Below are 23,881 nucleotides of genomic sequence, written 5' to 3' on the forward strand. Positions count from 1 at the left end.
CACTATGACCACACCAACACCGGGACCCCGGGCATCGTCCGGCGCCGCGCGCCGCTTCCGTCCGAGGCTGCTTGGCCTGCTGGCGGCCGGCGCGCTCGCCGCGCTGCTTCTCGGCGCCTGCGGGAACGACCAGACGTCGGTACTGAGCGCCAGCGCATCGGCGAACGCGCAGGCCGAGACCGCCGACCCCGACCGGATCCCGTGGGATTACCGGCTCGTCCAAGGCACCGTCGGCGACCTGATCGGCGGCGACATGACGATCCTGCCGGACAACGCGCTGCTTCCGAACGACGGCAACTACGCCACCGGCGACAAGGTCTGGACGCTGCAGTTCATGAGCGCCGACATGACGACCGGCGCGAGCGGCAACAACGAGGTCAAGCTTTCCGCTTGGACGACGATCAAGTCGTATCCGGACGAGGCGAAGGCGAAGGCCGACATGGCCAATTTGAAAATCTCGCTCAAGACGAACGTCAGCCTGGTCGGCGTCTACAAGACGAGCTACCAGGGCAAGACGCGCAATTTCGCCGTCATCACGCTTCCGTCGGGCAACCAGCTGAAGCAGCCGATCGACGACGCGCGGTACCAGAAGCTGAAGAGTTTGAAAGAAGTGCCGGTCATGGTCGAGGAAGTCCACGACTACGCGAATTATGATTTGGCGTACGCGAAATTCAGGGGGTGGGCATGATGGTCGTGGTAACCAATTTAATCATCAGCATCGTCGTCATTATTCTTCTTCAACTGCTCGGCATGCTCGTCTTCAGCTGGATGACCCCATTCAAGGACATGGAGGAGCTGCGCAAGGGCAATACGGCCGTCGGCCTAGCGCTCGGCGGCAAATTCATGGCGACCGCGATCATACTCGGCGTCGCGGCATACACGAACACGTCCATCTGGTATTTAATGCTGTGGTTCGCCGTCGGCTACGTCTGCTTGATCGCCGCGTATTGGCTCTTCGAGCTGGCGACGCCGGGGCTGAAGGTCTCCGAGCATCTGCAGCAGGGCAACAACGCGATCGGCATCCTGCTCTGCGCGGTATACCTCGGCACGAGCTTCGCCGTCAGCAGCCTGATCGTCTAACGAGACGCGCCGAGGGAACGGGACTGCCCGCCGAAATACGAGGCTGATCCGAACGGGAGAGGAACATCCGCATGCATTTTTTGCTTCGCTTGCTGCTCAAGACCATGCATTTCAAAAACACGTCGATCATCCTGACGGCGCTCGTCTTCATCCTCGCGTGCTCGACGCTCGCGCTGGCGCTGGAGCCGGAGACGTTCCATTCCTGGTTCAACGCGCTGTATTGGGTGCTGACGACGATGTCGACGGTCGGGTACGGCGATTATTACGCCAAGACGGCGGCCGGCAAGCTGCTGACGATCTTCCTGTACGTCTTCGGAATCGGACTGCTCAGCCTGCTGATCGGCAAAGTCATCGATTCCATCGCATCCATCCAGCGGCAGAGGGAGGCCGGGCAATTGCGGTTCCAGGGGAAAGGGCATTTCATCATCATTAATTGGAGCAAGAAGGCGCAGTACGCCGTCGACGAAATCGCGGCCTGCCTGCCGGACGCGGAAATCGTCATCATCGACGAGTCCGACCGGCATCCGATGCAGCGGAAGAGCCGCGTGCATTTCATCAGCGGCGACCCGGCCTCCGACGAGGTGCTGGAAGAGGCGAATCTGACGGAGGCGCGCGCGGCGATCATCTTCGCGGACTCGCGGATCGACGAAGCGGCGCTGGCCGACGGGAAGACGCTGCTCATCGCCTCGAGCATCGAGCGGCTCGCGCCGAGCATCCATTCCACGGTCGAGATCGTGCACGAGAAGAACGTCCAGAACTTCCGCTACGTCAAGGTGAACGAGTTCGTTCTGTCGCATGACGCGATCTCGCGGCTTGCCGTCCGGGCTGCGCTGCAGGAAGGCAATTCGGAGATCTTCAGCCAGCTGCTCAGCCGGCAGCACGGCGACGATATCTACGAGGTGCCGCTGAAGCCCGAATGGCGGACGTACGGCGACGCCTTCCAGGAACTGCTGAGCCGGGGCGCGACGCTGATCTCCGACCGCGGGGACCTCGGGGTGAACCGCAAGCTCCGCGAAGCGATTCCGCCGGAAGCGAGACTGTTCGTGATCGCGGACAAATCGACCTTCGACGCGATCTTGGGCTCCTAGGCCGCAGCCATTGTAGGGCCTGGGAACGGTCAGGTGGGCGGAGGTTAATCGATTGACGACATTCCCAGCAAGTTAAAACCACAAGACCATGCCTTGCGGCGCCGCCGCAGACATGGTCTTTTTGGTCTGTTAGGACGCCGGTTACCGCAGATTCGCGCTGCCGCCCGAAGCGGAGGTTCCGCTGCCCGCGCCCGGTTCCAGGAACGCAAGCCGGAAGGAGACGGCGCCGGCCGCGAGCGAGATCAGGAAGCAGGCCGCGGCGGCGAGCGGAAGCGCGGACCAAGCGAAGAGCGCGTGGCCCAAATACGTCTGCCAGCCGATGGCGAGCAGGCCGAGCAGAAACGCGATTCCGGCGGCGTGGATATAGCCGCGGCTTGCGAAGCCGCGCCGCGCGGCGCGGGCCGAGAGCCAAGCGACGGCCGGAAGCGCCTGCAGCGCATGGAAGCCGAGGCCGTGCAGCCAGATGATGTTGCCGTCCGTTCCGACGGTGCGGCCTTGGTTCATCGAGATCCAGATGCCGGCCGCGAAGGAGACGACCACCGCCGCCATGGCGTAGCGGATGCCGATCGCCAGCTCGGGCTGCCGGCGGTAGGCGCCGGACCGGAAAAAATAACCGGCGAAGAAGAGGTAGTAGAGAATCAGCAGGGCAGCGACGCTCGCGAATATATTGCCGACCGCGACGTCGAACGCCGCCGCGCCGTCTTCCAGGAACCGCGGATTGACGCCGCGGGCGTTTTGGACCGTTTCCGCCGCGTACGAGTAGAGAGCCAGCGGAATGTACGACCAGCGGAAGAAGGCCCGAACCTTCGGTCCCGCGCCCGAGAGCGGGACGATCGCCGCCGTCGACAGCACGAACAGTCCCAGCGCCGCGTCGAACGAGAACGCATGCGAAATGTCGCCGCCCGGCGCGACCGCCGCGCCTTCCAATAGCCACCATAGGCCGCAGACGGCCGCGAGCAGAAATCCGAACAGCCCCGTCAGCACCAGCCATTTCTCGCCTTGAAAGAACCGGGGGATCTCCTTGGCTTCATGCCGATTTCCCGCCATTGGCGGGAACATCGCGTTCTTCATCTTCCTTCACTCCTTATTCGGTGATGTGCTGCTTTCATCGTACCGCTGCTATTTCTTGGAAAAAACCTGCGCGGGACCGAGGCCCGGGTACGGCTTTGGTCGAGGGCCGCCCCGGACTTCGAACGGAGCGGCGCCTCGAACGCGGCTGGGCGCGAAATCGTCGATCGCATTGGCGAAATCGTCAGCCGGCGCGCAGGAATTCGACATCGGATTGGCGATTTTGCGCCTATCGGGGAAGGGCCGCGGCCCGTTAGTCTGAAGGGGCGAGAGCGCTTGCAGGCCTCTTGCCACGATACGATTCAACGGAGGGTGAAACGCATGAGAAAATGGTTGGCTTCCGGCTTGAGCGTCGCGCTGCTCGGCTCGCTGCTCGCGGCCTGCTCGTCGGACGGCGGGAACAACACCGGCAACGCAAACGGCGGCAACGCGCAAGACAACGCGCAGGGCAAGGGGAACGGGGCCGCGGAAGAAGGAAACGCCGGATCTCCCGCGGGGGACGGCGAAGCGGGGGCGTATCCGATCAAGACCGACAAAACGCTGACGTACTGGGGCGAAATCACCGGCAACCTGGTCGGCGTCAAAGCGTCGCACGACGAAGTCCCGTTCTTCCAGGACTGGCAGAAGAAGACCGGCGTGAAGCTCAAATTCACGGCGCCGCCCGCGGGCCAGACGAAGGAAGCGCTCAACGTGATGCTCGCCTCCGGCGATCTGCCGGATATGCTCGAGTACAACTTCCTGGGCTTCCCCGGCGGACCGGAGAAGGCGATCGGCGACGGCTATATCCTGAAGCTGAACGACCTGATCGACAAGAACGCGCCGAACCTGAAGAAATTTTTGCAGGACAACCCCGACATCGACAAAATGGTCAAGACCGACAGCGGCAGCTACTACGCGTTCCCGTTCATTCGCGGCGACGAGTACCTGCGCGTCTTCCAAGGACCGATCATCCGCAAGGACTGGCTCGACGAGCTCGGGCTGCCAATGCCGGAGACGATCGACGATTGGACGGCGACGCTGCGCGCGTTCAAGGAGAAGAAGGGCGCGGCCGCGCCGCTCTCGTTCGTCAGCAAGCCGCGGTTCTTCAACGAATCCGGCAACGGCGCGTTCATCGGCGCGTTCGGCGTGAACCGCGGCTTCTACCAGGAGGACGGGAAGATCATATTCGGGCCGGCCGAGCCGGGCTTCAAGGACTACCTGTCCCTGTTCCACGACTGGTACGCGGAAGGGCTCATCGACAAGAACGCCGCAACGGCGGATTCGAAAGCGCTCGACAGCAACATCGCCTCCGGCGCGACCGGCGCCACGGTCGGCAACGCGGGCGGCGGCATCGGCAAGTGGCAGCCGCTCGCACAGGCGAACGATCCGAAGGCCGTCCTCGTCGCCGCGCCGTATCCGGTGCTGAAGAAGGGCGATACGCCGAAATTCGGCCAGCGCCAGCAGGCGTACTCTTCCGAAGGCACGGTCGCGATCACGACGTCGGCCAAGGACCCGGAGCTGGCGGTCCGCATGCTGGATTACGGCTACGGCGAGGAAGGGCATCTATTCTTCAATTTCGGAACCGAAGGCGTCAGCTACAACATGGTGGACGGCTATCCGACCTACACCGACCTGCTGATGAAGAATCCGGACAAGCTCGCGCCGGCGCAGGCGATCTCGGAGTACGCCCGCGGCAGCTACAACGGCCCGTTCGTCCAGGACAAGCGCTACGCCGAGCAGTTCTTCGCCCTGCAGACGCAGCGCGACGCGATCGGCGTCTGGGCGAAGACCGACGCGGCCAAGTACAACCTGCCGCCGCTCACGCCGACCCCGGAGGAGAGCTCGGAATACGCCGCGATCATGACCGACATCGATACGCTCGTGGACGAGATGACGCTGAAGATCATCCTCGGCACCGAGCCGGTCGACAAGTACGACGATTACCTCGCGAAGATGAAGTCGCTGAACCTCGACCGCGCGATCGAGATTCAGACGGCGGCCTTGGCGCGGTACGACAGCCGGTAAGAGACCGGAGAGGGGCCGCGGCCCCTCCCTTTACGAAACGAGGTGAACGCATCGCGCCATGGCACAGCCGTCCACGGTCAAGAACCGATTCGCGCGGGATTTCCTGCTGAACAAATATCTGTACCTGATGATGCTGCCGGTCCTCGCGTACTACGTCGTCTTTCATTACGCGCCGATGTACGGAGCGCTCATCGCCTTCAAGAATTACTCGCCGATGAAGGGCATTCTCGGCAGCGACTGGGTCGGCCTGAAGCATTTCGAGGAGTTCTTCCGCAGCTACTATTTCGTGCGCATTCTCAAGAATACGCTGCTCATCAGCCTGTATTCGCTGCTGTTCGAGTTTCCGGCGCCCATCATTCTGGCGCTGCTCATCAACGAAGTGCGTCACCGAATGTTCAAGCGCGTCGTGCAGACGATCACGTACATGCCGTACTTCATCTCGCTCGTCGTCATCTGCGGCATCATCACCGATTTCACCAACGCGGACGGCCTGATCAACCGCCTGCTAACCTGGATCGGCTACGACGGGCAGGCGATGCTCCAGAAGCCCGGGCTGTTCCGCCCGATCTACATCTCGTCGGAGATCTGGCAGCGGATCGGCTGGGAATCGATCATCTACATCGCGGCGCTGATGAGCATCGACCAGGAGCAGTACGAAGCGGCCCGGATGGACGGCGCCAGCCGGTTCAAGCAGATCGTCTACATCACGCTGCCGGGCATCATGCCGACCATCGCGATCATGCTGATTCTGCGGATGGGCAACCTGCTCAACGTCGGCTTCGAGAAAATCATATTGCTGTACAACCCGGTCACGTACGAGACGGCCGACGTCATCTCGTCCTTCGTGTACCGGAAGGGCCTGCTCGAATTCGGCTGGAGCTACAGCTCGGCGGTCGGCCTGTTCAATTCGTGCATCAACTTGATCCTGCTCGTGACGGCCAACGCCGTCAGCCGCCGAGTGAGCAAAAGCAGCCTATGGTGAGGTGAGAAGGATGAAAACGGAAACGGGCTTCGTCGACCGGGCGTTCGACGTCGCGATTTATGCCGTCCTGCTGCTGCTCGTCGTCGCCACGCTGTACCCGCTGCTGTATGTGCTGTTCGCTTCGTTCAGCGACGCCGGCCGGCTGATCGTGTACAAAGGCATTCTGTGGAAGCCGCTCGGATTCAGCCTCGAAGCCTACAAGAGCGTGCTGGCGAACCCGGGCATCGCGATCGGCTACCGCAACACGCTGTTCATCGTCGTCGCCGGCGTCCTCGTCAATCTGTTCATGACGGCGCTGGGCGCCTACGTGCTGTCCCGCAAGAACGTCCTGTGGAACAACGTCTTCATGTTCATCATCGTATTCACGATGTTCTTCGGCGGGGGACTGATTCCGCTCTATCTGATCGTGAAGGGCGTCGGGCTGCTGGACTCGCTCTGGTCGACGATCGTGCCGTTCGCGGTCAGCACGTTCAACCTGATCATCATGCGGACGGCGTTCATGGGCATTCCGGACAGCCTCGAGGAGTCGGCGAAGATCGACGGCGCCAATCACTTCACGATCCTCTTCCGGATCATCATCCCGCTGTCGATGCCGGTCATCGCCGTCATGATTCTGTACTACGCGGTCGACAAGTGGAACGGGTGGTTCTACGCGTCGGTGTTCATCAAGAGCCGCGAGCTGTTCCCGCTGCAGCTCGTCCTGCGGGAGATCCTGATCGCCAACGCCACCGACAGCATGTCCGCGGGCGCTTCGGCCGGCGACCGGTTCCAGATCGGCGAGACGATCAAGTACGCGACGATCATGGTCGCGACCGTTCCGATCCTGTGCGTCTACCCGTTCGTGCAGCGGTTCTTCGTGAAGGGCGTCATGGTCGGTTCGCTGAAGGGCTGACGATTCGCTGAAGGGTTGATTCAAGAAGTAAAATCATAGGCTGAATGGTAGGTTGTTCATTGAGCCGATCCGCGCGGGGCAAGCCTGTGCCCGCGCGGCCAACGAAAAGGAGGCAGGAGAGACATGATCGAAACGGCAGCATGGAACGAAACCGCAAGCGCCGCCGTCTGGGCGCGCGTTCTCGCCAAGGTCGACGCCATGCGGGCGGCCATGGGCGGCCGCTCGCCGCACGTTGCCGGCGACAACGGCAAATACGACGATTTGCGGCTCGATTGGTGGACGTCCGGCTTCTGGCCGGGCATGCTATGGCTCGCCCACGACATGAGCGGCGAAGTCCGGTTCCGGGAAGCCGCCTGGAGCTGGGACGAACGGCTGGAGCGGCTGATGCTGGAGGAGAACCGCTTCGACCACGACGTAGGCTTCCAGTTCCTGCCCACGGCCGTGTTCAAATACGCGCTGACCGGCGACGAGGACGCGCGGCGGCGGGGGCTGTTCGCCGCGAACTTCCTGGCGGGCCGCTTCAATCCGCGGGGCGGATTCATCCGCGCCTGGAACGGGGACCGGACCGGCTGGGCGATCGCGGACACGGCGATGAACCTGTCGCTGCTGTTCTGGGCCGCGAAGGAGAGCGGGGATCCGCGCTTCGCGCATGTCGCGAAGCTGCACGTGGACACGGTGCTGCGGGAATTCATCCGGCCGGACGGCTCGGCCCACCATATCGTCCGGTTCGATCCGGAGACGGGCGAGCGGGCGGACGCCCTCGGCGGCCAAGGCGCGGCGCCGGATTCCGCTTGGAGCCGGGGCAACGCCTGGGTGCTGTACGGCATGGCCAATACGTTCCGGCATACCGGGAACCCGGCGTATCTGCAAGCATCGCAGCGGGTGGCGCATTATTTCGTCGCCCACCTGCCGGAGGACGCCGTCCCGCACTGGGATTTCCGCGCGGACGGGGAGCTCGGCGGCGAGCCGCGCGACACCTCGGCCGGCGCGATCGCGGCGTCGGGGCTGCTCGAGCTTGCGGACGCGCTGCCGGAGCGGGAAGGCCGGGCTTACCGCGCGGCGGCCGGGCGCATCCTCGCCTCCCTCGACGCGGGTTACGCGACGTGGGACCGGCCGGACCATGAAGCGATTCTGACGCAGGGCACGGGCCACAAGCCGGCCGGACAGAACGTGAACGTCTCGCTGATTTACGGCGATTACTTCTTCATGGAGGCGGTCGCGAAGCTGAACGGCTGGACGCGGCGGATTTTCTAGAACAGGCGGCGCCGGCTTCGATATCTCCGCGAACCGCGGCCCGAAAGGACGACAGGCGTCCTTTCGGGCTTTTCGCGTGCCCGGGCGGCGAAGCCCGGCGCATCGTTGTCGTTTTTGTAAATCGTTTTTTCGTTTTTCTCCATTCCGTTCCAGCGGCGCGAGTGGGTATAATGGAGGTCTGAACGCGTCCTTCCAGACGACGAATCCGATACTTGCGGGGGATGGGAGCTTGCCGACGATTCGCGGATTATGGCACAAACGCAAAAGCATCGTGTTCACCTGGCTGATCTCCTACAGCGCGGTCCTGTTCGTCCCGATCGCGCTCAGCCTGGTCATTTATTCGCAGGCCAGCCACGCGCTGAAGGGCGAGATTCACCGCGCCAACGACGCCCTGCTGAAGCAGATGCGCTATACGATCGACAACCAGGTCGATCTGATGAAACGGCTGGATATGGAGATTACGTGGAACGACAAGCTGCAAAGCTTGATGTACTCCAGCAAGCCGGCGAAGGAGGCGCCGTTTACCGCCTACCAGCTGGCGAAGGAATTCCGTCTCTACAAGACGTCCTACGCCTCGATCGACGAATTTTACGTCGTCTGGGACCAGGGCGGGGCCATCCTGCGGCCGGGCAACATCCGGGACCTGCGGACCGCCTTCCGCACGCTTCACGATACGGGGGACCTGTCCTACGACGATTGGTCGGAAACGGTGCGCGGCCCGGCGGCGAACCGCTTCGCGGTGCTGCCGCATCTGGGCGCGGGAACGTCGGACGACGCGATCGCGTACATCACGCGGCTGCCGGACGATCTGAGCGGCAACCCGACGGGGTCGATCGTCGTGATGGCGGACGCCTCGAGGTTCCGGAAGGCGATCGAAGGCATCTCGGATTTCGGCGAAGGGCTGCTGCTTATTCTCGACAAGGACAACGAGATTCTGCTGTCGAGCCGCCCGGACGCGCCGGAGCTGCAGCCGTTCCTCGATGACGGACATGTCCGCCTGACGCAAACGCGGCTCGGCGGCTCGGAGCTGTTTTACATGCCGTCCGCCGTGTCGGACTTGAAATACGCGCTTATCTTCCCCAGCGCCGTCTACTGGAAGAAGGCCGAGTACGTCCGCAGCTTCGCGTCCATCAGCATTCTGCTCAGCCTGATCGGGGCCGGCATCCTGACCTGGTTCTTCACGCGCCGGAATTACACGCCGATCCATGAACTTATGCAATCGCTTACAGACCGCAACGCGCCGGCCGAACGGGGAGACGGCAACGAGCTCCGGTACATTCAGCGCGCCGTTCTGAACGCGAGAAGCGAGAAGGAGCGGATCGCGACGCAGCTGCAGAAGCACCAGCAGACGCTGCGCTCCAACATGATTTACCGGCTGCTGAAGGGCAAGCTCGACGCGCGCGTCCCGTACGAGGAAGCGTTCCGCTCCTTTCATATGGCGCTGCCGTCGAACGAATTCGCCGTCCTGCTGTTCGTGCTGGAGAACGAAGAGAGCCTGTACGCCAAGCTGCCGGGCATCGATCTGAACGAGCGGGCGCGGCTCGCGCCGTTCATCATCGGCAACGTCGTCGAAGAGCTGGCGCTGCAGCGACAGCACGCCGGCTACGTCGCCGAAGCGGACGACATGCTGGCCTGCCTCGTCTGCCTGAAGCCGGATGCGCCGGACGTCCGCGGCGAGCTGACGGCGATCGCTTCCGAGGCGCAAGCCTTCCTGCGCCGGTACGATATGGAGCTCACGATCTCCGTGAGCGGGTGCCATTCGGCCTGGGCGGGGATCGCGGCGGCGTACCAGGAGGCGGTCGACGCGATGGAGTACAAGATGGTGCTCGGGAAGCAGGGCATCCTCGCGTACGAAGATATCCGCGCGAACCCGGCGGATTCGGCCGGTTCGGGATATTACTACCCGCTGCAGGCGGAGCAGCAGCTCATTAATTTCATCAAGGCCGGCGACTTCGGGGAGGCATCGTCGTACATGCGCGAGATCACGGAACGCAATTTCGGCGGACGCGTCATGCCGCTCGCGCTGGCGCGCTGCCTGCTCTTCGACCTGGTCGGCACGATGGTCAAGGCGATCGGCGAGCTCGGCGAAGGCAGCGCGTGGGAGCGCGATGCGGGCTGGCTGGACGCCGTCGTCGCCAGCGGCACGCTGCAGGAGATGCAGGAGGCGCTGCAGACCTTGCTTCGGGACGTCTGCGCGTTCGCCGCGGAGAAGCGGGCGAGCAACGCCGCGCTGGAGCGGGAAGGCTCGCTGCGCGAGCTGACGGCCGAGGTGGTCCGGTACATCGAAGCCCATTACGCGGACGCGAATCTGAACGTCAACGCGATCGGCGAACGCTTCGACCTGAAGGGCAGCTACCTGTCGCGGCTGTTCAAGAACCAGACGGGCGAGGGCTTGCTCGACTGCATTCACAAGACGCGGATCGCGCGGGCCAAGGCGATGTTCCGCGCGAAGCAGGAATCGATCAACGACATCTCGCGGCTCGTCGGCTACAACGACGCCGCCACGTTCATTCGCGTGTTCAAGAAATACGAGGGCATCACGCCGGGCAAATACAAGGAAATCGTATAAGGGGGCCTTGTCATGCGAAGAAGAAGCGCGCGGCTCATGGCGGCGGCCGCGGCGACGGTCGCGCTGCTGGCGCTGGTCGGCTGCAGGGAGAGCGCCGGCGTCCGGCCGGCGGGCGGCAGCGACGCCGAGCCGAAGCAGGCGGACGGCGCGGCGGACGAAGCCGACGACCGCGACCATGGCGGAGGCGTCGGAGGCGGACAAGCTTCGATGACGTACTGGGCGGAGCTGAACGGCAACGCGGCGAGCGCCAAGCAGCGGTTCCGCGACGTGCCGTTCTTCCAGGAATGGCAGCGCGAGACGGGCGCGAAGCTGACCTTCATCCAGCCCCCGTCGAACCAGGCGAAGGAAGCGATCAACGTGCTGCTGGCGTCGGGCGAGCTGCCGGACATGATCGAATACGAATGGGCGAATTTCCCGGGCGGGCCGGAGAAGGCGATCAAGGACGGATATATTTTGCGGCTGAACGACGCGATCGACCGCTACGCCCCCAACCTGAAAGCTTACCTGCGCGGGCATCCCGACATCGACAAGCAGATTCGGACGGCGGACGGCAGCTACTACATGTTCCCGTTCGTGCAGAACGACGACCGGCTGCGCACGTACCAAGGCCCGATCCTGCGGAAGGATTGGCTGGACGAGCTCGGGCTCGGCGTGCCGGAGACGATCGACGATTGGCATGCCGTGCTGACGGCCTTCAAGGAACGCAAAGGCGTCGAAGCGCCGCTCACGTTCCTCGGCGTGCCCAATCCGCTGTTCGGGATCGAAGGCGGCGGCTTCATCGGCGCATACGGCATAAAGAAGGGCTTTTATTTGGCGGACGGGCAAGTGAAATACGGTCCGGGGGAGCCCGGCTACAAGTCGTTCCTGACGCTGTTTCGGGACTGGTACGCCGAAGGACTCATCGACCCGAACTTCGCCGCGGTCGATTCCGAGACGCAGGACGTCAGCATGCTGACGGGGCGGAGCGGCGCGAGCATCTGGAACGCGGGAGCGGGCATCGGGACCTGGCTGCCCGTGCTGCGGAAGGACGATCCGTCTGCGGAGCTGACCGCGGCCCCGTATCCCGTGCTGCGCCGGGGCGATCGGCCGCAATTCGGGCAGCGCGCCCCGGCGGTGGGGTCGAGCGGCGGGGTGGCGATTTCGAGCGCGAGCCCGAACGTCGAGCAGGCGGCCCGGCTGCTCGACTACGGGTACGGCCCGAAAGGCCATATGCTGTTCAACTTCGGCATCGAAGGCGTGAGCTACGAGATGAAGGACGGCTATCCGCGGTACACGGACCTCATCCTGAACAACCCGGACAAGCTGGCGCCGTCCCAAGCGCTCGCGATGTACACGCGGGCCAGCTACTTCGGGCCGTTCGTGCAGGACGTCCGGTACATGGAGCAGTATTACGCGATGCCGGAGCAGAAGTACGCAATCCGGCTCTGGGGCGATACGGACGCGGCGGACCATACGCTTCCGGCAACGCCGAAAACGGAGAAGGAGAACGCCGAACTCTCGGCCATCATGGGGGACGTTGCGGCGCTGACGGACGAGATGTCGCTCAAATTCATCCTCGGCATCGAGCCGATGGACGGCTTCGGCGCCTACGTCGCGCAGCTGAAGTCGCTCGGCATCGACCGGGCGATCGAGATTCAGCAGACGGCGTACGACCGCTACCGGCAGCCGGTCCGCGGCGAGCGTCCCGAATCCGGCTGAAACCGGGGATTGTTCGCCGCGCCGGATACGGGGTAAGATAGGGGCAACCCATATTCCGGTGCCGGCGCGGTCTTGCCGCCCGTCTCCTACGAAAGGTGTCGGCATGCTGACGGTTTATTTGTTTCCGATCTCATACGCGTTTCTGAGCTTTCCGGTCGCGGCGCTGCTGTTCACGCTGCCGTTCCTGCTCGTGCAGTACCGCCGGCACGGGTACGTGCATATGTACCGGGCGCTGCTGCTCTACTTGTTCCTGCTCTATATGCTGAACGCGGTGTTTCTGATCCTGCTGCCGCTTCCGCCGAGCGTCCACAACGCGCCGCCGGCGGCCAGCTCGTACGCCCAATGGATCCCGTTCCATTTCGTGCTCGACGTCCTGAAGGAAACGGGCGTCGATTGGGAGCGGCCGCCGACGTACCTGCGCCTGCTGAAGGAAAGAGCGGTGCTGCAGGTCGTCTTCAACGTGCTGCTGACCGTGCCGTTCGGCATGTTCCTGCGGTATTATTTCCGGACCGGCTGGCTGCCGTGCCTGCTTCTTACCCTCGGACTCTCGCTCTTCTTCGAAACGACGCAGGTGACGGGTATCTACGGCATCTACGATTACCCGTACCGGCTGTTCGACGTCGACGACGCGATGACGAATACGGCCGGCGGGCTCTTGGGCTTCGTAGCGGCCGAATGGCTGTCCAAACGGCTCCCGCGCATCGACAAGCTCGACGAACGCGTCGACCTGGCGACGAAGCGGGTATCGTATACCCGGCGGGGGCTGGCGTTCCTCATCGATTGGATCGTGCTGAATCCCCTCGTGGCGGCGCTTGCGGTGTTGCGCGTCCCGCTCCCGTACGCGATCGCCGTTGCCGCGTATTTCGTCGTCCTGCCTTACTTCGCCAACGGTCAGACGCTCGGCAAGTGGTTCGTCCGCATTCGCCTGCGCGGAAAAGGCAGCCGGGTGCGTCTGCGCGAGCTGCTGGTCCGGTACGGGCTGCTCTATGGCGTCATCGGAGGCGTCAACGCGCTGATGGTCGGTCTCGCTGCGCGCGGGGCGGGCAGCTCGATCGCCATCCTTCCGCTGCTGCTGGCCGTCTTCGCGGTCAACGCCGCGTTCGCCATTCACCTCGTGATGTGCCTGTTCAACCGGAAACGCGTGCTGTTCTACGAACGGCGCAGCGGCACGGGCCACGTCATCACGCCCAAAGCCCGCAAAGCCGGCCGGCCGGGCGTTGATTGACCGCTTGCGTCTCTCCGCCGAAATGGCCGTACAGGGCATACGTACTCCATACCTAACAATCCAAACGATCTTAAGCGGTAATCCAAACTTTAATAGAATCGGTAATAGAAAAGTTATCGGGAATAGAACAGTTAATCGAAACGTGAATCAATACGTTATCGAAAGGCGGAATCAGGCATGCATCCACATGCGCGAATACCCGAACCTTTGCGGTTGGCCGAGCATGCGGCGGACGAAGCGCTGCGGCGGCGTGCGGCCGAGTCGTGGCGAAGGGAAGAACGTCCGCGGCTGCTGGAGCTGTTCCGGCAGCATATTTACGGCAGGGCCCCGGTCGGCCGTCCCGGCAGCCCGCGGTTCGACGTGACGGAAGAGAGCGGCGGGTGGATGAACGGAACCGCGACTCGCAAACGGATCGAGCTGTCGTTCGACGGTCCGGGAGGCACGGCCGTGATTCGTCTGCTCCTCTTCGTGCCGTCAACCGGCGAGCCCCAGAAGGCGCCGGCCTTTCTGTTCCTCTGCAACCGGGAACGCGCGCATATGGATCCCGACCGCCGCGAACGCAGCGGCTTCTGGCCGGCGGAGGATCTGGTCGCGCGGGGCTACGCGGCCGCCGTCTTCCACGTGGAGGACGCGGATCCCGATTACGACGACGGATTCCGCAACGGCGCGCACGGCGCGTTCGATCCGCCGGGCCCCCGGGCCGACGACGCGTGGGGCGCGATCGCGGCATGGGCATGGGGCGCGAGCCGCGCGATGGATTATTTGGAGACCGATCCCGGCATCGATGCAAGCCGGGTCGCCCTCGCCGGCCATTCGCGCGGCGGCAAAGCGGCGCTGTGGGGCGGCGCCCAGGACGAGCGATTCGCGCTCGTGGCAAGCAACAACTCGGGTTCGACCGGCGCCGCGATCGCCCGGGGGAAGGCGGGGGAGACGATCGCGGACATCAACCGGCAATTTCCCCACTGGTTCTGCGAGCGGTATAAGCGCTATAACGGGAAGGAAGACGATCTGCCCGTCGATCAGCACCAGCTGCTGGCCTTGATCGCGCCGCGGCCGCTCTACGTGGCCAGCGCGACGGAGGATGCGTGGGCGGATCCCGAAGCGGAATTCATGGCCTGCGTGCTTGCGAGTCCGGCATACCGCCTGCTTGGCCGGCAAGGCGTGTCCGCCGAACTTCGGCCGGCACCGGACACCCCGCTTACGGGCGGCGGCATCGGCTATCATCTCCGCACGGGCGGGCATGACTTGACTCGCTATGACTGGCAGCGCTTCATGGATTATGCGGATCTTCACATGCGAGGCTAATCATCGGGTCGACGAGGCAGCGTCCGGTCGACGAATGCTCGCCGCGAACCGGCGGCCTCCGCAGCCCGCCGTTTTCGCGGCGGGCCGTTCGTTTTGGCCGGAGGCCGGCCGAACGTTCAGAAAAATGTTGGAATTGCCGCGCGGCCGGGCCGGCGACCGGCGAAAGCGCCGACAATGAGCGGAAATCCCGCCGCGCGAACGATCCGGAAGGAAGCCGAAACCGTACTGCGAGGCGCGAATCGGCGGGATTTCCGCCTCGCAACATCGCTGCGCTTCTTGTCGTATCGCTTGCAACTATCATATAATAGTGAATAAATATTTTTTAATGTTTTGGACTGGTCCGGAAAAGGCGTGCGACGCGGCGGCGCCTCGGCTTGTTGCGGCATTTTATGCCGGTGCGCCTGCATCCTTTTCGGCAAATTCAGCGTTTAAGGACGGTAAACATGAGTGACAGACAAACTAGTACAGACGTTATCCTGATCGGTGCCGGCATCATGAGCGCGACGCTGGGGTCGCTGCTGAAGCAGCTGGCGCCGGACTGGAACATCAAAGTGTTCGAGAAGCTGGCAAGCGCGGGCGAAGAAAGCTCCAACGAGTGGAACAACGCGGGAACGGGGCATGCGGCGCTGTGCGAGCTCAACTACACCGACGAGAAACCGGACGGCTCCGTCGATATCGCCAAAGCGATCAAGATCAACGAGCAATTTCAAGTGTCCCGGCAATTCTGGTCGTATCTCGTGGATCATCAGCAGATCCGCAACCCGCAGGACTTCATCATGCCGCTGCCGCACATGAGCCTGGTGCAAGGGGAGAAGAACGTCGGCTTCCTGCGCAGGCGGTATGAAGCGATGTCCGCCAATCCGCTGTTTGCGGGCATGGAATTCTCCGACGACCCGAAGCAATTGAAGAAGTGGATTCCGCTTATCATGCAGGACCGGAATTCGAACGAGCCGATCGCGGCGACGAAGATCGATACCGGCACGGACGTCAATTTCGGCGCGCTGACGCGCATCCTGTTCGAAACCCTGCAGCGCCAAAACGTAGAAATAAAGTACAGACACATGGTCGATAATATAAAACGGACGCGCGACGGACGCTGGGAATTGAAAGTGCGGAATCTCGGCACGGGCGCCGTCGAGCGTCACTCGGCGAACTTCGTCTTCATCGGCGGCGGGGGCGGAAGCTTGCCGCTGCTGCAAAAATCCGGCATCCCGGAATCGAAGCGGATCGGCGGCTTCCCGGTCAGCGGACTGTTCATGGTGTGCAACAATCCGGACGTCGTCGCGCAGCACAACGCCAAGGTATACGGCAAGGCGCCGGTCGGCGCGCCTCCGATGTCCGTGCCGCACTTGGACACCCGCTACATCGACAATAAACGTTCGCTGCTCTTCGGGCCGTTCGCGGGCTTCACGCCGAAGTTCCTGAAGACGGGTTCGATGTTCGACCTGATCGGTTCCGTGAAGCCGAACAACGTCGTGACGATGCTGGCGGCGGGCGCCAAAAACATGGGCCTGACCAAGTACCTGATCCAGCAGGTCATGCTGTCGAAGGAGAAGCGGATGGAGGATCTGCGGCAATTCGTGCCGAACGCCAAGAGCGAGGACTGGGATTTGCTCGTGGCCGGCCAGCGCGTGCAGGTCATCAAGGATACCGAGAACGGCCGCGGCACGCTGCAGTTCGGCACGGAAGTCGTCAACAACGCCGACGGATCGATCGCGGCGCTGCTCGGCGCGTCGCCCGGCGCTTCCACCGCCGTCTCCGTCATGCTCGAATTGATGAAGAAATGCTTCCCGCAGGACATGAAAGCGTGGGAGCCGAAAATCAAGGAAATGATTCCGTCCTACGGGCTGTCGCTCGTGAAGCATCCGGAACTGATTCAAGACATTCATGCGTCGACTTCGCGCGCGCTCGGACTGAACCGGGCCCTGCAAGCGGCAAAATAATCGCCGATTCTTATAGCGCGATACTAATACCGCCTTCGCACCCTGCAACGGGTCGGAGGCTTTTTTACGTTACGCCCGCCCCCAAGGAACCCGGCACGGTTGATGCCTGCTCCGGTTGGAAATAATGACCAGTAAGTGCGTGGGTTGCGGCAATCGAGGTTCCGGGTGAAAGCGAGTGTGCGTATGTTTCGTAAGATGAGCAAGAGAACTGCCGGCGGGGGAGGCGATCCGTCGGCGGCCAAACGATCGATTGATCCGCATCTCGGCGAGAACTTGGATTATTTGCGGACGATCATGGGCCAAAGTCCCGATATTACGATCCGGGAATTCGAATACGGGCAGACCGGCAGACAAATCGCGGTCGCATACGCCGAAGGCATTTCCGACAGGCCGACCGTCGATGCCTTCGTGCTGAAGGTGCTCGCCATCGACGAGGCGCATGCCGCGCCCGAAGGCGCGAAGGATGCCAAGCCATTATTGAATTTCATCAAAACGAACGCCACGGCCATCGGCGAAATCAGCGTCGAATGCGAATGGAAGGCCGTCATCCTGTCCGTTCTGTCCGGAGATACGGTCATCTTCGTGGACGGGAGCAAGGACGCGTTGGTATGCGGAACGAGAGGCGGGAAGGCGCGAGCCATAACAGAGCCGTCCTCCCAGGTCGTCATCCGGGGACCTAAGGACGGGTTTACGGAAACGATCGGGGCGAACGTCGCGCAGGTCCGGCGGCGTATCCGCAGCCAGAACCTCTGGCTCGAGACGATTCAAGTCGGCGAGCAGACGCATACGGACATCGTCATCATGTATATCAACGGCATCGCCAAGGAGGAGCTCGTCCAGGAAGTCAAGCGCCGGCTGCAGAAGATCGACACCGACGCGATTTTGGAATCGGGTTATATCGAGCAGCTCATTCAAGACGACGCCTATACGCCGTTCCCGATCCTATACAACACCGAGCGACCGGATACGGTGTCCGGCAATCTGTTGGAGGGACGCGTCGCCATCTTCGTCGACGGCACTCCGTTCGTGCTGATCGCGCCCGCCACGTTCGGCATGTTCTTCCAATCGGCCGAGGATTACAATCAGAACTTCGAAGCGGCGTCCTTGATACGGATGTTGCGCTTCAGCGCCTATTTCATTTCGCTGTACGTCCCGTCGATCTACATCGCGGCCATAACGTTCCATCAGGAAATGATACCGACGCAGCTCATCGTCAGCCTTGCGGCGCAGCGGCAAAACGTGCCCTTCCCGGCGTTTATCGAGGCGCTGATTATGGAAGCGTCGTTCGAGATCTTGCGGGAAGCCGGTCTCCGAATGCCCCGCGCGATCGGCCAAGCGGTCTCGATCGTCGGGGCGCTGGTCTTGGGGCAGGCGGCGGTACAAGCGGGGCTTATCTCTTCGGCGATGGTTATCGTGGTATCCATCACCGGGATTTCGAGCTTCGCGACCGCTTCCTACGATCTGGCGCTGTCCGCGCGGATCATCCGGTTCTGCATGATGGCGGCCTCGGGCTTCCTCGGATTTTATGGCATCGCGATCTTCAGTTTCATCGTGCTCGGCCATATGTGCGGACTGCGGTCGTTCGGGACGCAGTATATGTCGGCGCTGACCGTGTTCGATGCGAAAGATCAGAAGGATCTGTTCGTCCGGCTGTCCTGGCGGAATCAGCTGACCCGGCCGAGGCAGGCGGACGAACGAAATCGCGTTCGCCAATCCGAACCGAAGCCCGATCCGGCCGGCGAGGGGCATCCATGAGGCGCGGCATTCGCCCGCTGTGGCTGGCGACGGCTTGCTGTTTGACGCTTATGCTGTCCGGGTGCTGGAATAGCAGGGAATTGAACAATCTGGCCATCGTGACGGGCATGGGCATCGACCGCATGGACGGAACCGGGCAATATCTCGTCTCGTTCCAGGTCGTGAATCCGAGTACCGTCTCGTCGAACTTGAATGGCGGCGGTCCGGGCGATCAGCCGATCGTCGTTTACTCGGCTGCGGAAAAATCGTTGTTCGGCGCCATGCGCAAAGCCTCGCAAAAAATATCCCGGCAGCTGTTTTTCTCGCATACCCAGCTGCTCGTCATCGGCGAGGCGATGGCGCGCGGCGGCGTTCAGGAACTGTTCGATTTTTTCGACCGATCGCACGAATTCCGATTGAACATGTCCGTCATCGTGTCGAAAGATTCGACGGCGCAGGCGATTCTCCGGAAAGTCACGCCGCTCGAGAAAGCCTCTGCCAGCGGACTCAACAAGCGCTTGAAAATGACGCAGTCGGTCTGGGCGCACAATTTGACGGTGGACGTGAAAGAAATCATCACGGCGCAGAGCCGCGCGCAGGACATGGCGCTGAGCGGGATCGAGAACACGCCGGAAAAAGGGATCATGATCTACGATGGGCTTGCGGTGTTCCGGGAGGGGAAAATGATCGGTTGGCTGAAAGGGGAACATGCCATCGCGATCCTGATGCTGAAGAACAAAATCAAAAGCACCATTTTCCAGTTATCTTGCCCGCACTCGAAGGAAAAGCTCTTCGTCGAGCTGATCGGCGCCAAGTCGAGCCTGCATGTCGACATGCGATCCGGCAAACCGGCGTTCCACGTTCGCATCAAAGAAGAAGGCAACGTCAGCGAGGTGCATTGCCCGGTCGATCTGAACAACAAGGCGACGATGGTCAAGCTGCAGCGCGAGTGGGCGGACCGGACGCAAGCCATGGTCGAAGCGACGATTCGGACGTCGATGAACGAACGCGCGGATATCTTGGGTTTCGGCGACGCGATCAGCCGCAAATATCCGAAAGCCTGGAAGCTTATGGAACGCAATTGGCGGGAATCTTACGCCGACGCCGACTTCGACGTAACTGTGGAAGCGTATCTCCGGAACACGGGCATGACGCTGAAAGCTTATATTCCGGTGGCGTCGGAATCGTAAGCGCGGCTTCAGCCGCGGTCGGTGCCGCGGCGGGCCTTGGCGGCGAAAGCGTACCGCAGGGGGAGACAGAGCAGGACGAACAGGAAGACGGCATGCGCCGGCTTCAGCACGCTGAACGCCTTGCGGAGCGTCTGCAGCGCCTCCGGGATAGGAATGCCGGACAGCAGATCGGCCGTCACCAGGAAAGCGAGCTCGATCGCGAACAGCAGGACATAGACGAATACGATTTTCAAAGCGGCACCTCGGCTTCTCTTCATAGAATCGATACCTTCCAGCATTGCCGGGATGGGCCGCGCCTAATCCGCCCGCCGGACGGCCGCGTCCCGCAGGGCGGAATCTACACGGTGACGGGAGACATTCTTATGAGAACGGATAGTCAAAGCATCAGCGGGCTTCAACTCTTCTCCATGATGGTGTTGTACGTGTTCGGCACCGCTCTGGTCATACCCGTCGGATTCCAGTCCGGCCAGGAAGTATGGCTCTCCATCCTGTCGGCGCTGCCCGCCGGCCTGCTTTTGTATCTCGTCTTCGACGGCTTGCACCGGCAATACCCCCAGCAAATCCTGAGCGGTTACTGCCGCCACATTTTCGGCGCGCCGCTCGGCCATGCGCTCAGTCTGCTGTACGCGGTTTATTTCATGTACGTCTCGGCCCGTAATCTTCGGGAAGCAGGCGACCTGCTCGTCACGTCCAGCTACGACGTTACGCCGAACTTCGTCATGCAGACCGCCATGATCGTCGCAGTCATCTACGTACTTCGCAAAGGACTTGAGGTTTTCTATCGGTTGGGTCAAATCTACTTTTTCATATTCATCTTGATCGGAGCCGTCGCAAACCTGCTGATCTTGTTTTCCGGACTGATCGATCTGAAGAACCTAGAGCCGTTGACCGGCGAAGGCTGGCGCAAAATCCTCTCTTCGGCCTATCCTTCGATCTTCATGTTTCCGTTCGGCGAGGTGGTCTGCTTCATGACCGTGTTCGCGCACGTGAACGGACGCGGCGCCGTAAGGCGAAGCGGCATTCTAGCGATGTTCGTAGGCGGGTTGCTGCTGAGCATGACTCATGCCCTGGAAATCTCGGTGCTCGGCGAGAATATTTACTCGCGCTCGACGTTCCCGCTCCTCACTACGCTCAGACTTGTCAACATCATGGACTTCATACAACGCATGGACGCGCTGGTCCTGCTTGCGATGATCATCGGCGTTTTCTTCAAAATGACGATGTACGGCTATGCCGCCATGGCGATCGCGGCAGATGTCTTCAAGGTAAGAGAACCGCACCGTCTGGCGTATCCCGTCTCGATCGTGATCCTCTTCGCCTCGATATTCTCGGCTTGGAGCTTCCCCGAACATAACGAGGAGGGATTGACGGACGTCCATCTGCTGAAACCGTTTTTTGACTTAACGATTCCGGTGCTGCTGTTCGTCGTGCATCTTCTTCGCCGCAAATGGAGCAAGACGTATGCCGCTCGGGTGCAAGCGGACCAACGGTAACGCACGCCCCGGCGAAGGACGCGCCGTAAAGCCGCCGAGAGTTCGGCGGCTTTATTTGGCGTTCCCGCATATGGTTCGAATAGGTAGGTCTATTAGCAACCGGCATAGGACCAATTTAACAATATTGCTAGAATCTGGACACTTTCGGGAGATTGTCCCGTACTAAAGAGAGACTCTTGCCAAGCGCATGCTTTCGAAGGAGGGTAGCCGGGACGAAGGCAACGCAATACGATTGAGGAGGCTCTCATGCATAAACGATTGAAATGGCTGACGATGACAGCGCTTGCAGCTGTCCTGCTGCTGCCGGCGGGCGCAATGGCCGCGGGACAGGACGGCGCGCAGCCCTACGAAGCCACGCGAAAGGCCGCGGCCGAGAAAGCCGCGCTGCTCACGGGAACCTATCAAACGACCAGCGTGCAGTACGCGCTCATCGACCATGGCCGGATCGTCGTATCCGGCGAGGCCGGCCGCAACGACGAGAAGGAGCGCGTACCGCTGTCGGCGGATACGATGTACGGCATCGGTTCGACGAGCAAAATGTTCGCGACGGCGGCCGTGATGAAGCTCGTCGACGAAGGGAAAGTCGACTTGGATACGCCCGTCATCCGCTACCTGCCGGACTTTACGATGCAGGACGAGCGGTATGCGCGCATTACGCCGCGCATGCTGCTGAATCATTCGTCCGGGCTGAACGGCTCGACGTTCCCGAACGCGTTTTTGTTCGAAGACAACGACACGTACGCGCACGATCATTTGCTGGGCGAGCTGGCCAAGCAGAAGCTGAAAGCCGACCCCGGGGCGTACTCCGTCTACAGCAACGACGGCTTCACGCTGGCCGAGCTGCTGGTCGAACGGGTGAGCGGCACGGACTTCACCTCGTTCATTCACGAGACCTTCACGGAGCCGCTCGGCATGGACGCGACGAAGACGCCGCTGGATCGGCTTGACCTCTCGCGGATGGCGGGTCTGTATTTCCCGGCTTACAAGGGTCAGCTGCCGAACGAGACGGTCAACGTCATCGGAGCCGGCGGCATCTACTCGACGGCGGAGGACCTGGTAAGGTTCTCGCAGATTTTCACCGGGCAAACCGCGGGCATCCTCTCGGACAAGGCGGTCGACGCCATGGAGCAGGCGGAGTATAAGCGCGGAATGTGGCCCGAAGACGCCGATACGTCCGTCAATTACGGGCTCGGCTGGGACAGCGTCGACCTGTTCCCGTTCGGCGAGTACGGCATCCAGGCGCTGACGAAGGGCGGCGACACGATTCTCTATCACGCCTCGCTCGTCGTGCTGCCTGACCAAAACATGGCGGCGGCCGTCCTCTCCTCCGGCGGCTCCAGCACGACGGACCAGCTGCTCGCGAACGAGATCCTGCTCGGCGCGCTGCGGGAGAAAGGCGCCATCGCGGAGCTCAAACCGGAGAAAACGTTCGGCGCCCCGGAGAAAGCGCCGATGCCGGAAGCGTTGACGGAGCTCTCGGGAACGTACGGCGCGACGAATCAATTGCTCAAGGTCGAGGTGCGCAAGGACGGCGACCTCGCGGTGAGCGCGGTCCAGGCGCCGGGCGCGCCGGCCGAGCATTACGTCTACACGGCGGACGGCACGTTCGCCAGCGCGGACGGCAATGCGAAGGTCGCGTTCGTGAAGGAAACGAACGGACATACGTACGTCTGGGTGCGCGGATACGCGTCGCTGCCCGGACTCGGTCAGACGGCCTTGTCGCAGTATTCCGCCGAGAAGCTCGAAGCGAACCCGATCCCGAGCGAGACGGCGGCGGCATGGGAGAAGCGGGCGGGAGAGTCGTATTATTTGGTCAACGAGAAGTATTCGTCGCTCACGTACTTGCTGCAGCCCGCGGTCAAGATCGCGCTGTTCCCGGACGCGCCGGGCTATCTGCTCGACCAGAAGATACTCGGTCCGGACGTTTCCGCAAGCGACCTGCAAATTCCGACGATGGCGGGGCGGGACACGCAGGCGTACCGGTTCTATACGGACAACGGCACCGAGTACATGACGTCCGCGGGCAGCGTGTTCGTCAGCGGCGAGGCCGTGAAGCCGATCTATGCCGGCAAGCAATCGGCCGCTACGATTCCGGCTAACGGATATGCCAAGTGGTATAAATTGTCCGATCAGACGGCCGGCAAGACGATGCAGGTAAAACGGCCCGCCGACGCCTCGTTCGCCGTTTACGACGCGCAAGGGACGTGCGTCTACTTCAGCGTAGCCGGCGGGAAGGACGCCGTCGTCCTGCCGAAGAACGGAACCGTCGCCTTCGTCGGCAATGCCGGCGCGAAGTTCGGCATTTCCATCAAGCCTTGACAAGATGTCGAGGACGGGCTTTACAGGCGAGCCAGCT

The 23,881-nt window shown here is 62.2% G+C and carries 18 protein-coding genes; 16 read left to right on the plus strand and 2 right to left on the minus strand.

The window, feature by feature from the left end:
- Positions 1-4 precede the first annotated feature (4 nt).
- The 3 genes from I8J29_RS01765 (at position 5) to I8J29_RS01775 (ending at position 2,168) form a co-directional block, all read left to right on the plus strand.
- Positions 5-688, plus strand: a complete 684-nt coding sequence (locus tag I8J29_RS01765) for a hypothetical protein (protein ID WP_208845862.1) — start codon at positions 5-7, stop codon at positions 686-688.
- On the plus strand, positions 688-1,080 hold the full coding sequence (locus tag I8J29_RS01770; protein ID WP_208846241.1) for a DUF350 domain-containing protein: 393 nt from the start codon (positions 688-690) through the stop codon (positions 1,078-1,080). The genes I8J29_RS01765 and I8J29_RS01770 overlap by 1 nt, the downstream gene beginning before the upstream one ends.
- Before the next feature lie 71 nt (positions 1,081-1,151).
- Positions 1,152-2,168 carry a potassium channel family protein gene (locus tag I8J29_RS01775; RefSeq protein ID WP_208845863.1) on the plus strand — a complete coding sequence of 339 codons (1,017 nt, stop codon included), beginning with the start codon at positions 1,152-1,154 and terminating at the stop codon, positions 2,166-2,168.
- Between the two features lie 141 nt (positions 2,169-2,309).
- On the opposite strand, the gene I8J29_RS01780 is transcribed toward I8J29_RS01775, so the two are convergent.
- Complete coding sequence (locus I8J29_RS01780; protein ID WP_240545817.1) at positions 2,310-3,239, minus strand: hypothetical protein; 930 nt, start codon at positions 3,237-3,239, stop codon at positions 2,310-2,312.
- A gap of 318 nt (positions 3,240-3,557) precedes the next feature.
- Between I8J29_RS01780 and I8J29_RS01785 the strand changes: the two genes are divergently transcribed.
- The 11 genes from I8J29_RS01785 to I8J29_RS01835 all read left to right on the plus strand — a co-directional run bounded on the left by I8J29_RS01785 (position 3,558) and on the right by I8J29_RS01835 (position 20,032).
- Positions 3,558-5,240 (plus strand): type 2 periplasmic-binding domain-containing protein, encoded by a 1,683-nt coding sequence (locus I8J29_RS01785; protein WP_208845864.1) that lies wholly within the window; start codon positions 3,558-3,560, stop codon positions 5,238-5,240.
- Between the two features lie 58 nt (positions 5,241-5,298).
- Positions 5,299-6,222, plus strand: a complete 924-nt coding sequence (locus I8J29_RS01790; RefSeq protein WP_208845865.1) for an ABC transporter permease — start codon at positions 5,299-5,301, stop codon at positions 6,220-6,222.
- A 10-nt stretch (positions 6,223-6,232) separates the two neighbouring features.
- Complete coding sequence (locus I8J29_RS01795) at positions 6,233-7,114, plus strand: carbohydrate ABC transporter permease (RefSeq protein WP_208845866.1); 882 nt, start codon at positions 6,233-6,235, stop codon at positions 7,112-7,114.
- Between the two features lie 123 nt (positions 7,115-7,237).
- A complete protein-coding gene (locus I8J29_RS01800; protein WP_208845867.1) occupies positions 7,238-8,368 on the plus strand; it encodes a glycoside hydrolase family 88 protein in 1,131 nt (376 codons plus the stop codon).
- A 229-nt stretch (positions 8,369-8,597) separates the two neighbouring features.
- Positions 8,598-10,937, plus strand: coding sequence for a helix-turn-helix domain-containing protein (locus I8J29_RS01805; protein ID WP_208845868.1), 2,340 nt, complete (start codon positions 8,598-8,600; stop codon positions 10,935-10,937).
- 12 nt (positions 10,938-10,949) lie between these two features.
- The gene (locus I8J29_RS01810) at positions 10,950-12,635 is read left to right on the plus strand and encodes an extracellular solute-binding protein (RefSeq protein ID WP_240545818.1); all 1,686 of its coding nucleotides are present in this window, start codon (positions 10,950-10,952) and stop codon (positions 12,633-12,635) included.
- A gap of 103 nt (positions 12,636-12,738) precedes the next feature.
- Positions 12,739-13,860 carry a VanZ family protein gene (locus tag I8J29_RS01815; protein ID WP_208845869.1) on the plus strand — a complete coding sequence of 374 codons (1,122 nt, stop codon included), beginning with the start codon at positions 12,739-12,741 and terminating at the stop codon, positions 13,858-13,860.
- Positions 13,861-14,037: 177 nt separating this feature from the next.
- Positions 14,038-15,165 carry a glucuronyl esterase domain-containing protein gene (locus I8J29_RS01820; RefSeq protein WP_208845870.1) on the plus strand — a complete coding sequence of 376 codons (1,128 nt, stop codon included), beginning with the start codon at positions 14,038-14,040 and terminating at the stop codon, positions 15,163-15,165.
- A 443-nt stretch (positions 15,166-15,608) separates the two neighbouring features.
- Positions 15,609-17,108 (plus strand): malate:quinone oxidoreductase, encoded by a 1,500-nt coding sequence (locus tag I8J29_RS01825; RefSeq protein WP_208845871.1) that lies wholly within the window; start codon positions 15,609-15,611, stop codon positions 17,106-17,108.
- A gap of 195 nt (positions 17,109-17,303) precedes the next feature.
- Positions 17,304-18,863, plus strand: a complete 1,560-nt coding sequence (locus I8J29_RS01830) for a spore germination protein (RefSeq protein ID WP_240545819.1) — start codon at positions 17,304-17,306, stop codon at positions 18,861-18,863.
- The gene (locus tag I8J29_RS01835) at positions 18,860-20,032 is read left to right on the plus strand and encodes a Ger(x)C family spore germination protein (RefSeq protein WP_208845873.1); all 1,173 of its coding nucleotides are present in this window, start codon (positions 18,860-18,862) and stop codon (positions 20,030-20,032) included. Before I8J29_RS01830 ends, I8J29_RS01835 begins: the two co-directional genes overlap by 4 nt.
- An 8-nt stretch (positions 20,033-20,040) precedes the next feature.
- Here the strand turns inward: I8J29_RS01835 and I8J29_RS01840 are convergent, their stop codons facing one another.
- Positions 20,041-20,265: a YczF family membrane protein gene (locus I8J29_RS01840; protein ID WP_208845874.1), complete on the minus strand. Its 225-nt coding sequence runs from the start codon at positions 20,263-20,265 to the stop codon at positions 20,041-20,043.
- 129 nt (positions 20,266-20,394) lie between these two features.
- Here I8J29_RS01840 and I8J29_RS01845 point away from each other — a divergent pair, with 129 nt between their 5' ends.
- Both I8J29_RS01845 and I8J29_RS01850 read left to right on the plus strand, forming a co-directional pair.
- The gene (locus I8J29_RS01845) at positions 20,395-21,525 is read left to right on the plus strand and encodes a GerAB/ArcD/ProY family transporter (RefSeq protein ID WP_208845875.1); all 1,131 of its coding nucleotides are present in this window, start codon (positions 20,395-20,397) and stop codon (positions 21,523-21,525) included.
- A gap of 246 nt (positions 21,526-21,771) precedes the next feature.
- Positions 21,772-23,844: a serine hydrolase domain-containing protein gene (locus I8J29_RS01850; protein WP_208845876.1), complete on the plus strand. Its 2,073-nt coding sequence runs from the start codon at positions 21,772-21,774 to the stop codon at positions 23,842-23,844.
- The last annotated feature ends 37 nt before the right edge of the window (positions 23,845-23,881 follow it).

It is taken from the genome of Paenibacillus artemisiicola (assembly GCF_017652985.1).
GTDB lineage: Bacteria > Bacillota > Bacilli > Paenibacillales > Paenibacillaceae > Paenibacillus_Z > Paenibacillus_Z artemisiicola.

Coding starts and splice junctions, on each gene's coding strand:
- I8J29_RS01820 (WP_208845870.1), top strand. CDS start 14,038: ATGCATCCACATGCGCGAATACCCGAACCTTTGCGGTTGGCCGAGCAT.
- I8J29_RS01770 (WP_208846241.1), top strand. CDS start 688: ATGGTCGTGGTAACCAATTTAATCATCAGCATCGTCGTCATTATTCTT.
- I8J29_RS01795 (WP_208845866.1), top strand. CDS start 6,233: ATGAAAACGGAAACGGGCTTCGTCGACCGGGCGTTCGACGTCGCGATT.
- I8J29_RS01850 (WP_208845876.1), top strand. CDS start 21,772: ATGCATAAACGATTGAAATGGCTGACGATGACAGCGCTTGCAGCTGTC.
- I8J29_RS01825 (WP_208845871.1), top strand. CDS start 15,609: ATGAGTGACAGACAAACTAGTACAGACGTTATCCTGATCGGTGCCGGC.
- I8J29_RS01830 (WP_240545819.1), top strand. CDS start 17,304: ATGAGCAAGAGAACTGCCGGCGGGGGAGGCGATCCGTCGGCGGCCAAA.
- I8J29_RS01790 (WP_208845865.1), top strand. CDS start 5,299: ATGGCACAGCCGTCCACGGTCAAGAACCGATTCGCGCGGGATTTCCTG.
- I8J29_RS01845 (WP_208845875.1), top strand. CDS start 20,395: ATGAGAACGGATAGTCAAAGCATCAGCGGGCTTCAACTCTTCTCCATG.
- I8J29_RS01785 (WP_208845864.1), top strand. CDS start 3,558: ATGAGAAAATGGTTGGCTTCCGGCTTGAGCGTCGCGCTGCTCGGCTCG.
- I8J29_RS01775 (WP_208845863.1), top strand. CDS start 1,152: ATGCATTTTTTGCTTCGCTTGCTGCTCAAGACCATGCATTTCAAAAAC.
- I8J29_RS01800 (WP_208845867.1), top strand. CDS start 7,238: ATGATCGAAACGGCAGCATGGAACGAAACCGCAAGCGCCGCCGTCTGG.
- I8J29_RS01815 (WP_208845869.1), top strand. CDS start 12,739: ATGCTGACGGTTTATTTGTTTCCGATCTCATACGCGTTTCTGAGCTTT.
- I8J29_RS01810 (WP_240545818.1), top strand. CDS start 10,950: ATGCGAAGAAGAAGCGCGCGGCTCATGGCGGCGGCCGCGGCGACGGTC.
- I8J29_RS01780 (WP_240545817.1), bottom strand. CDS start 3,239: ATGAAGAACGCGATGTTCCCGCCAATGGCGGGAAATCGGCATGAAGCC.
- I8J29_RS01835 (WP_208845873.1), top strand. CDS start 18,860: ATGAGGCGCGGCATTCGCCCGCTGTGGCTGGCGACGGCTTGCTGTTTG.
- I8J29_RS01765 (WP_208845862.1), top strand. CDS start 5: ATGACCACACCAACACCGGGACCCCGGGCATCGTCCGGCGCCGCGCGC.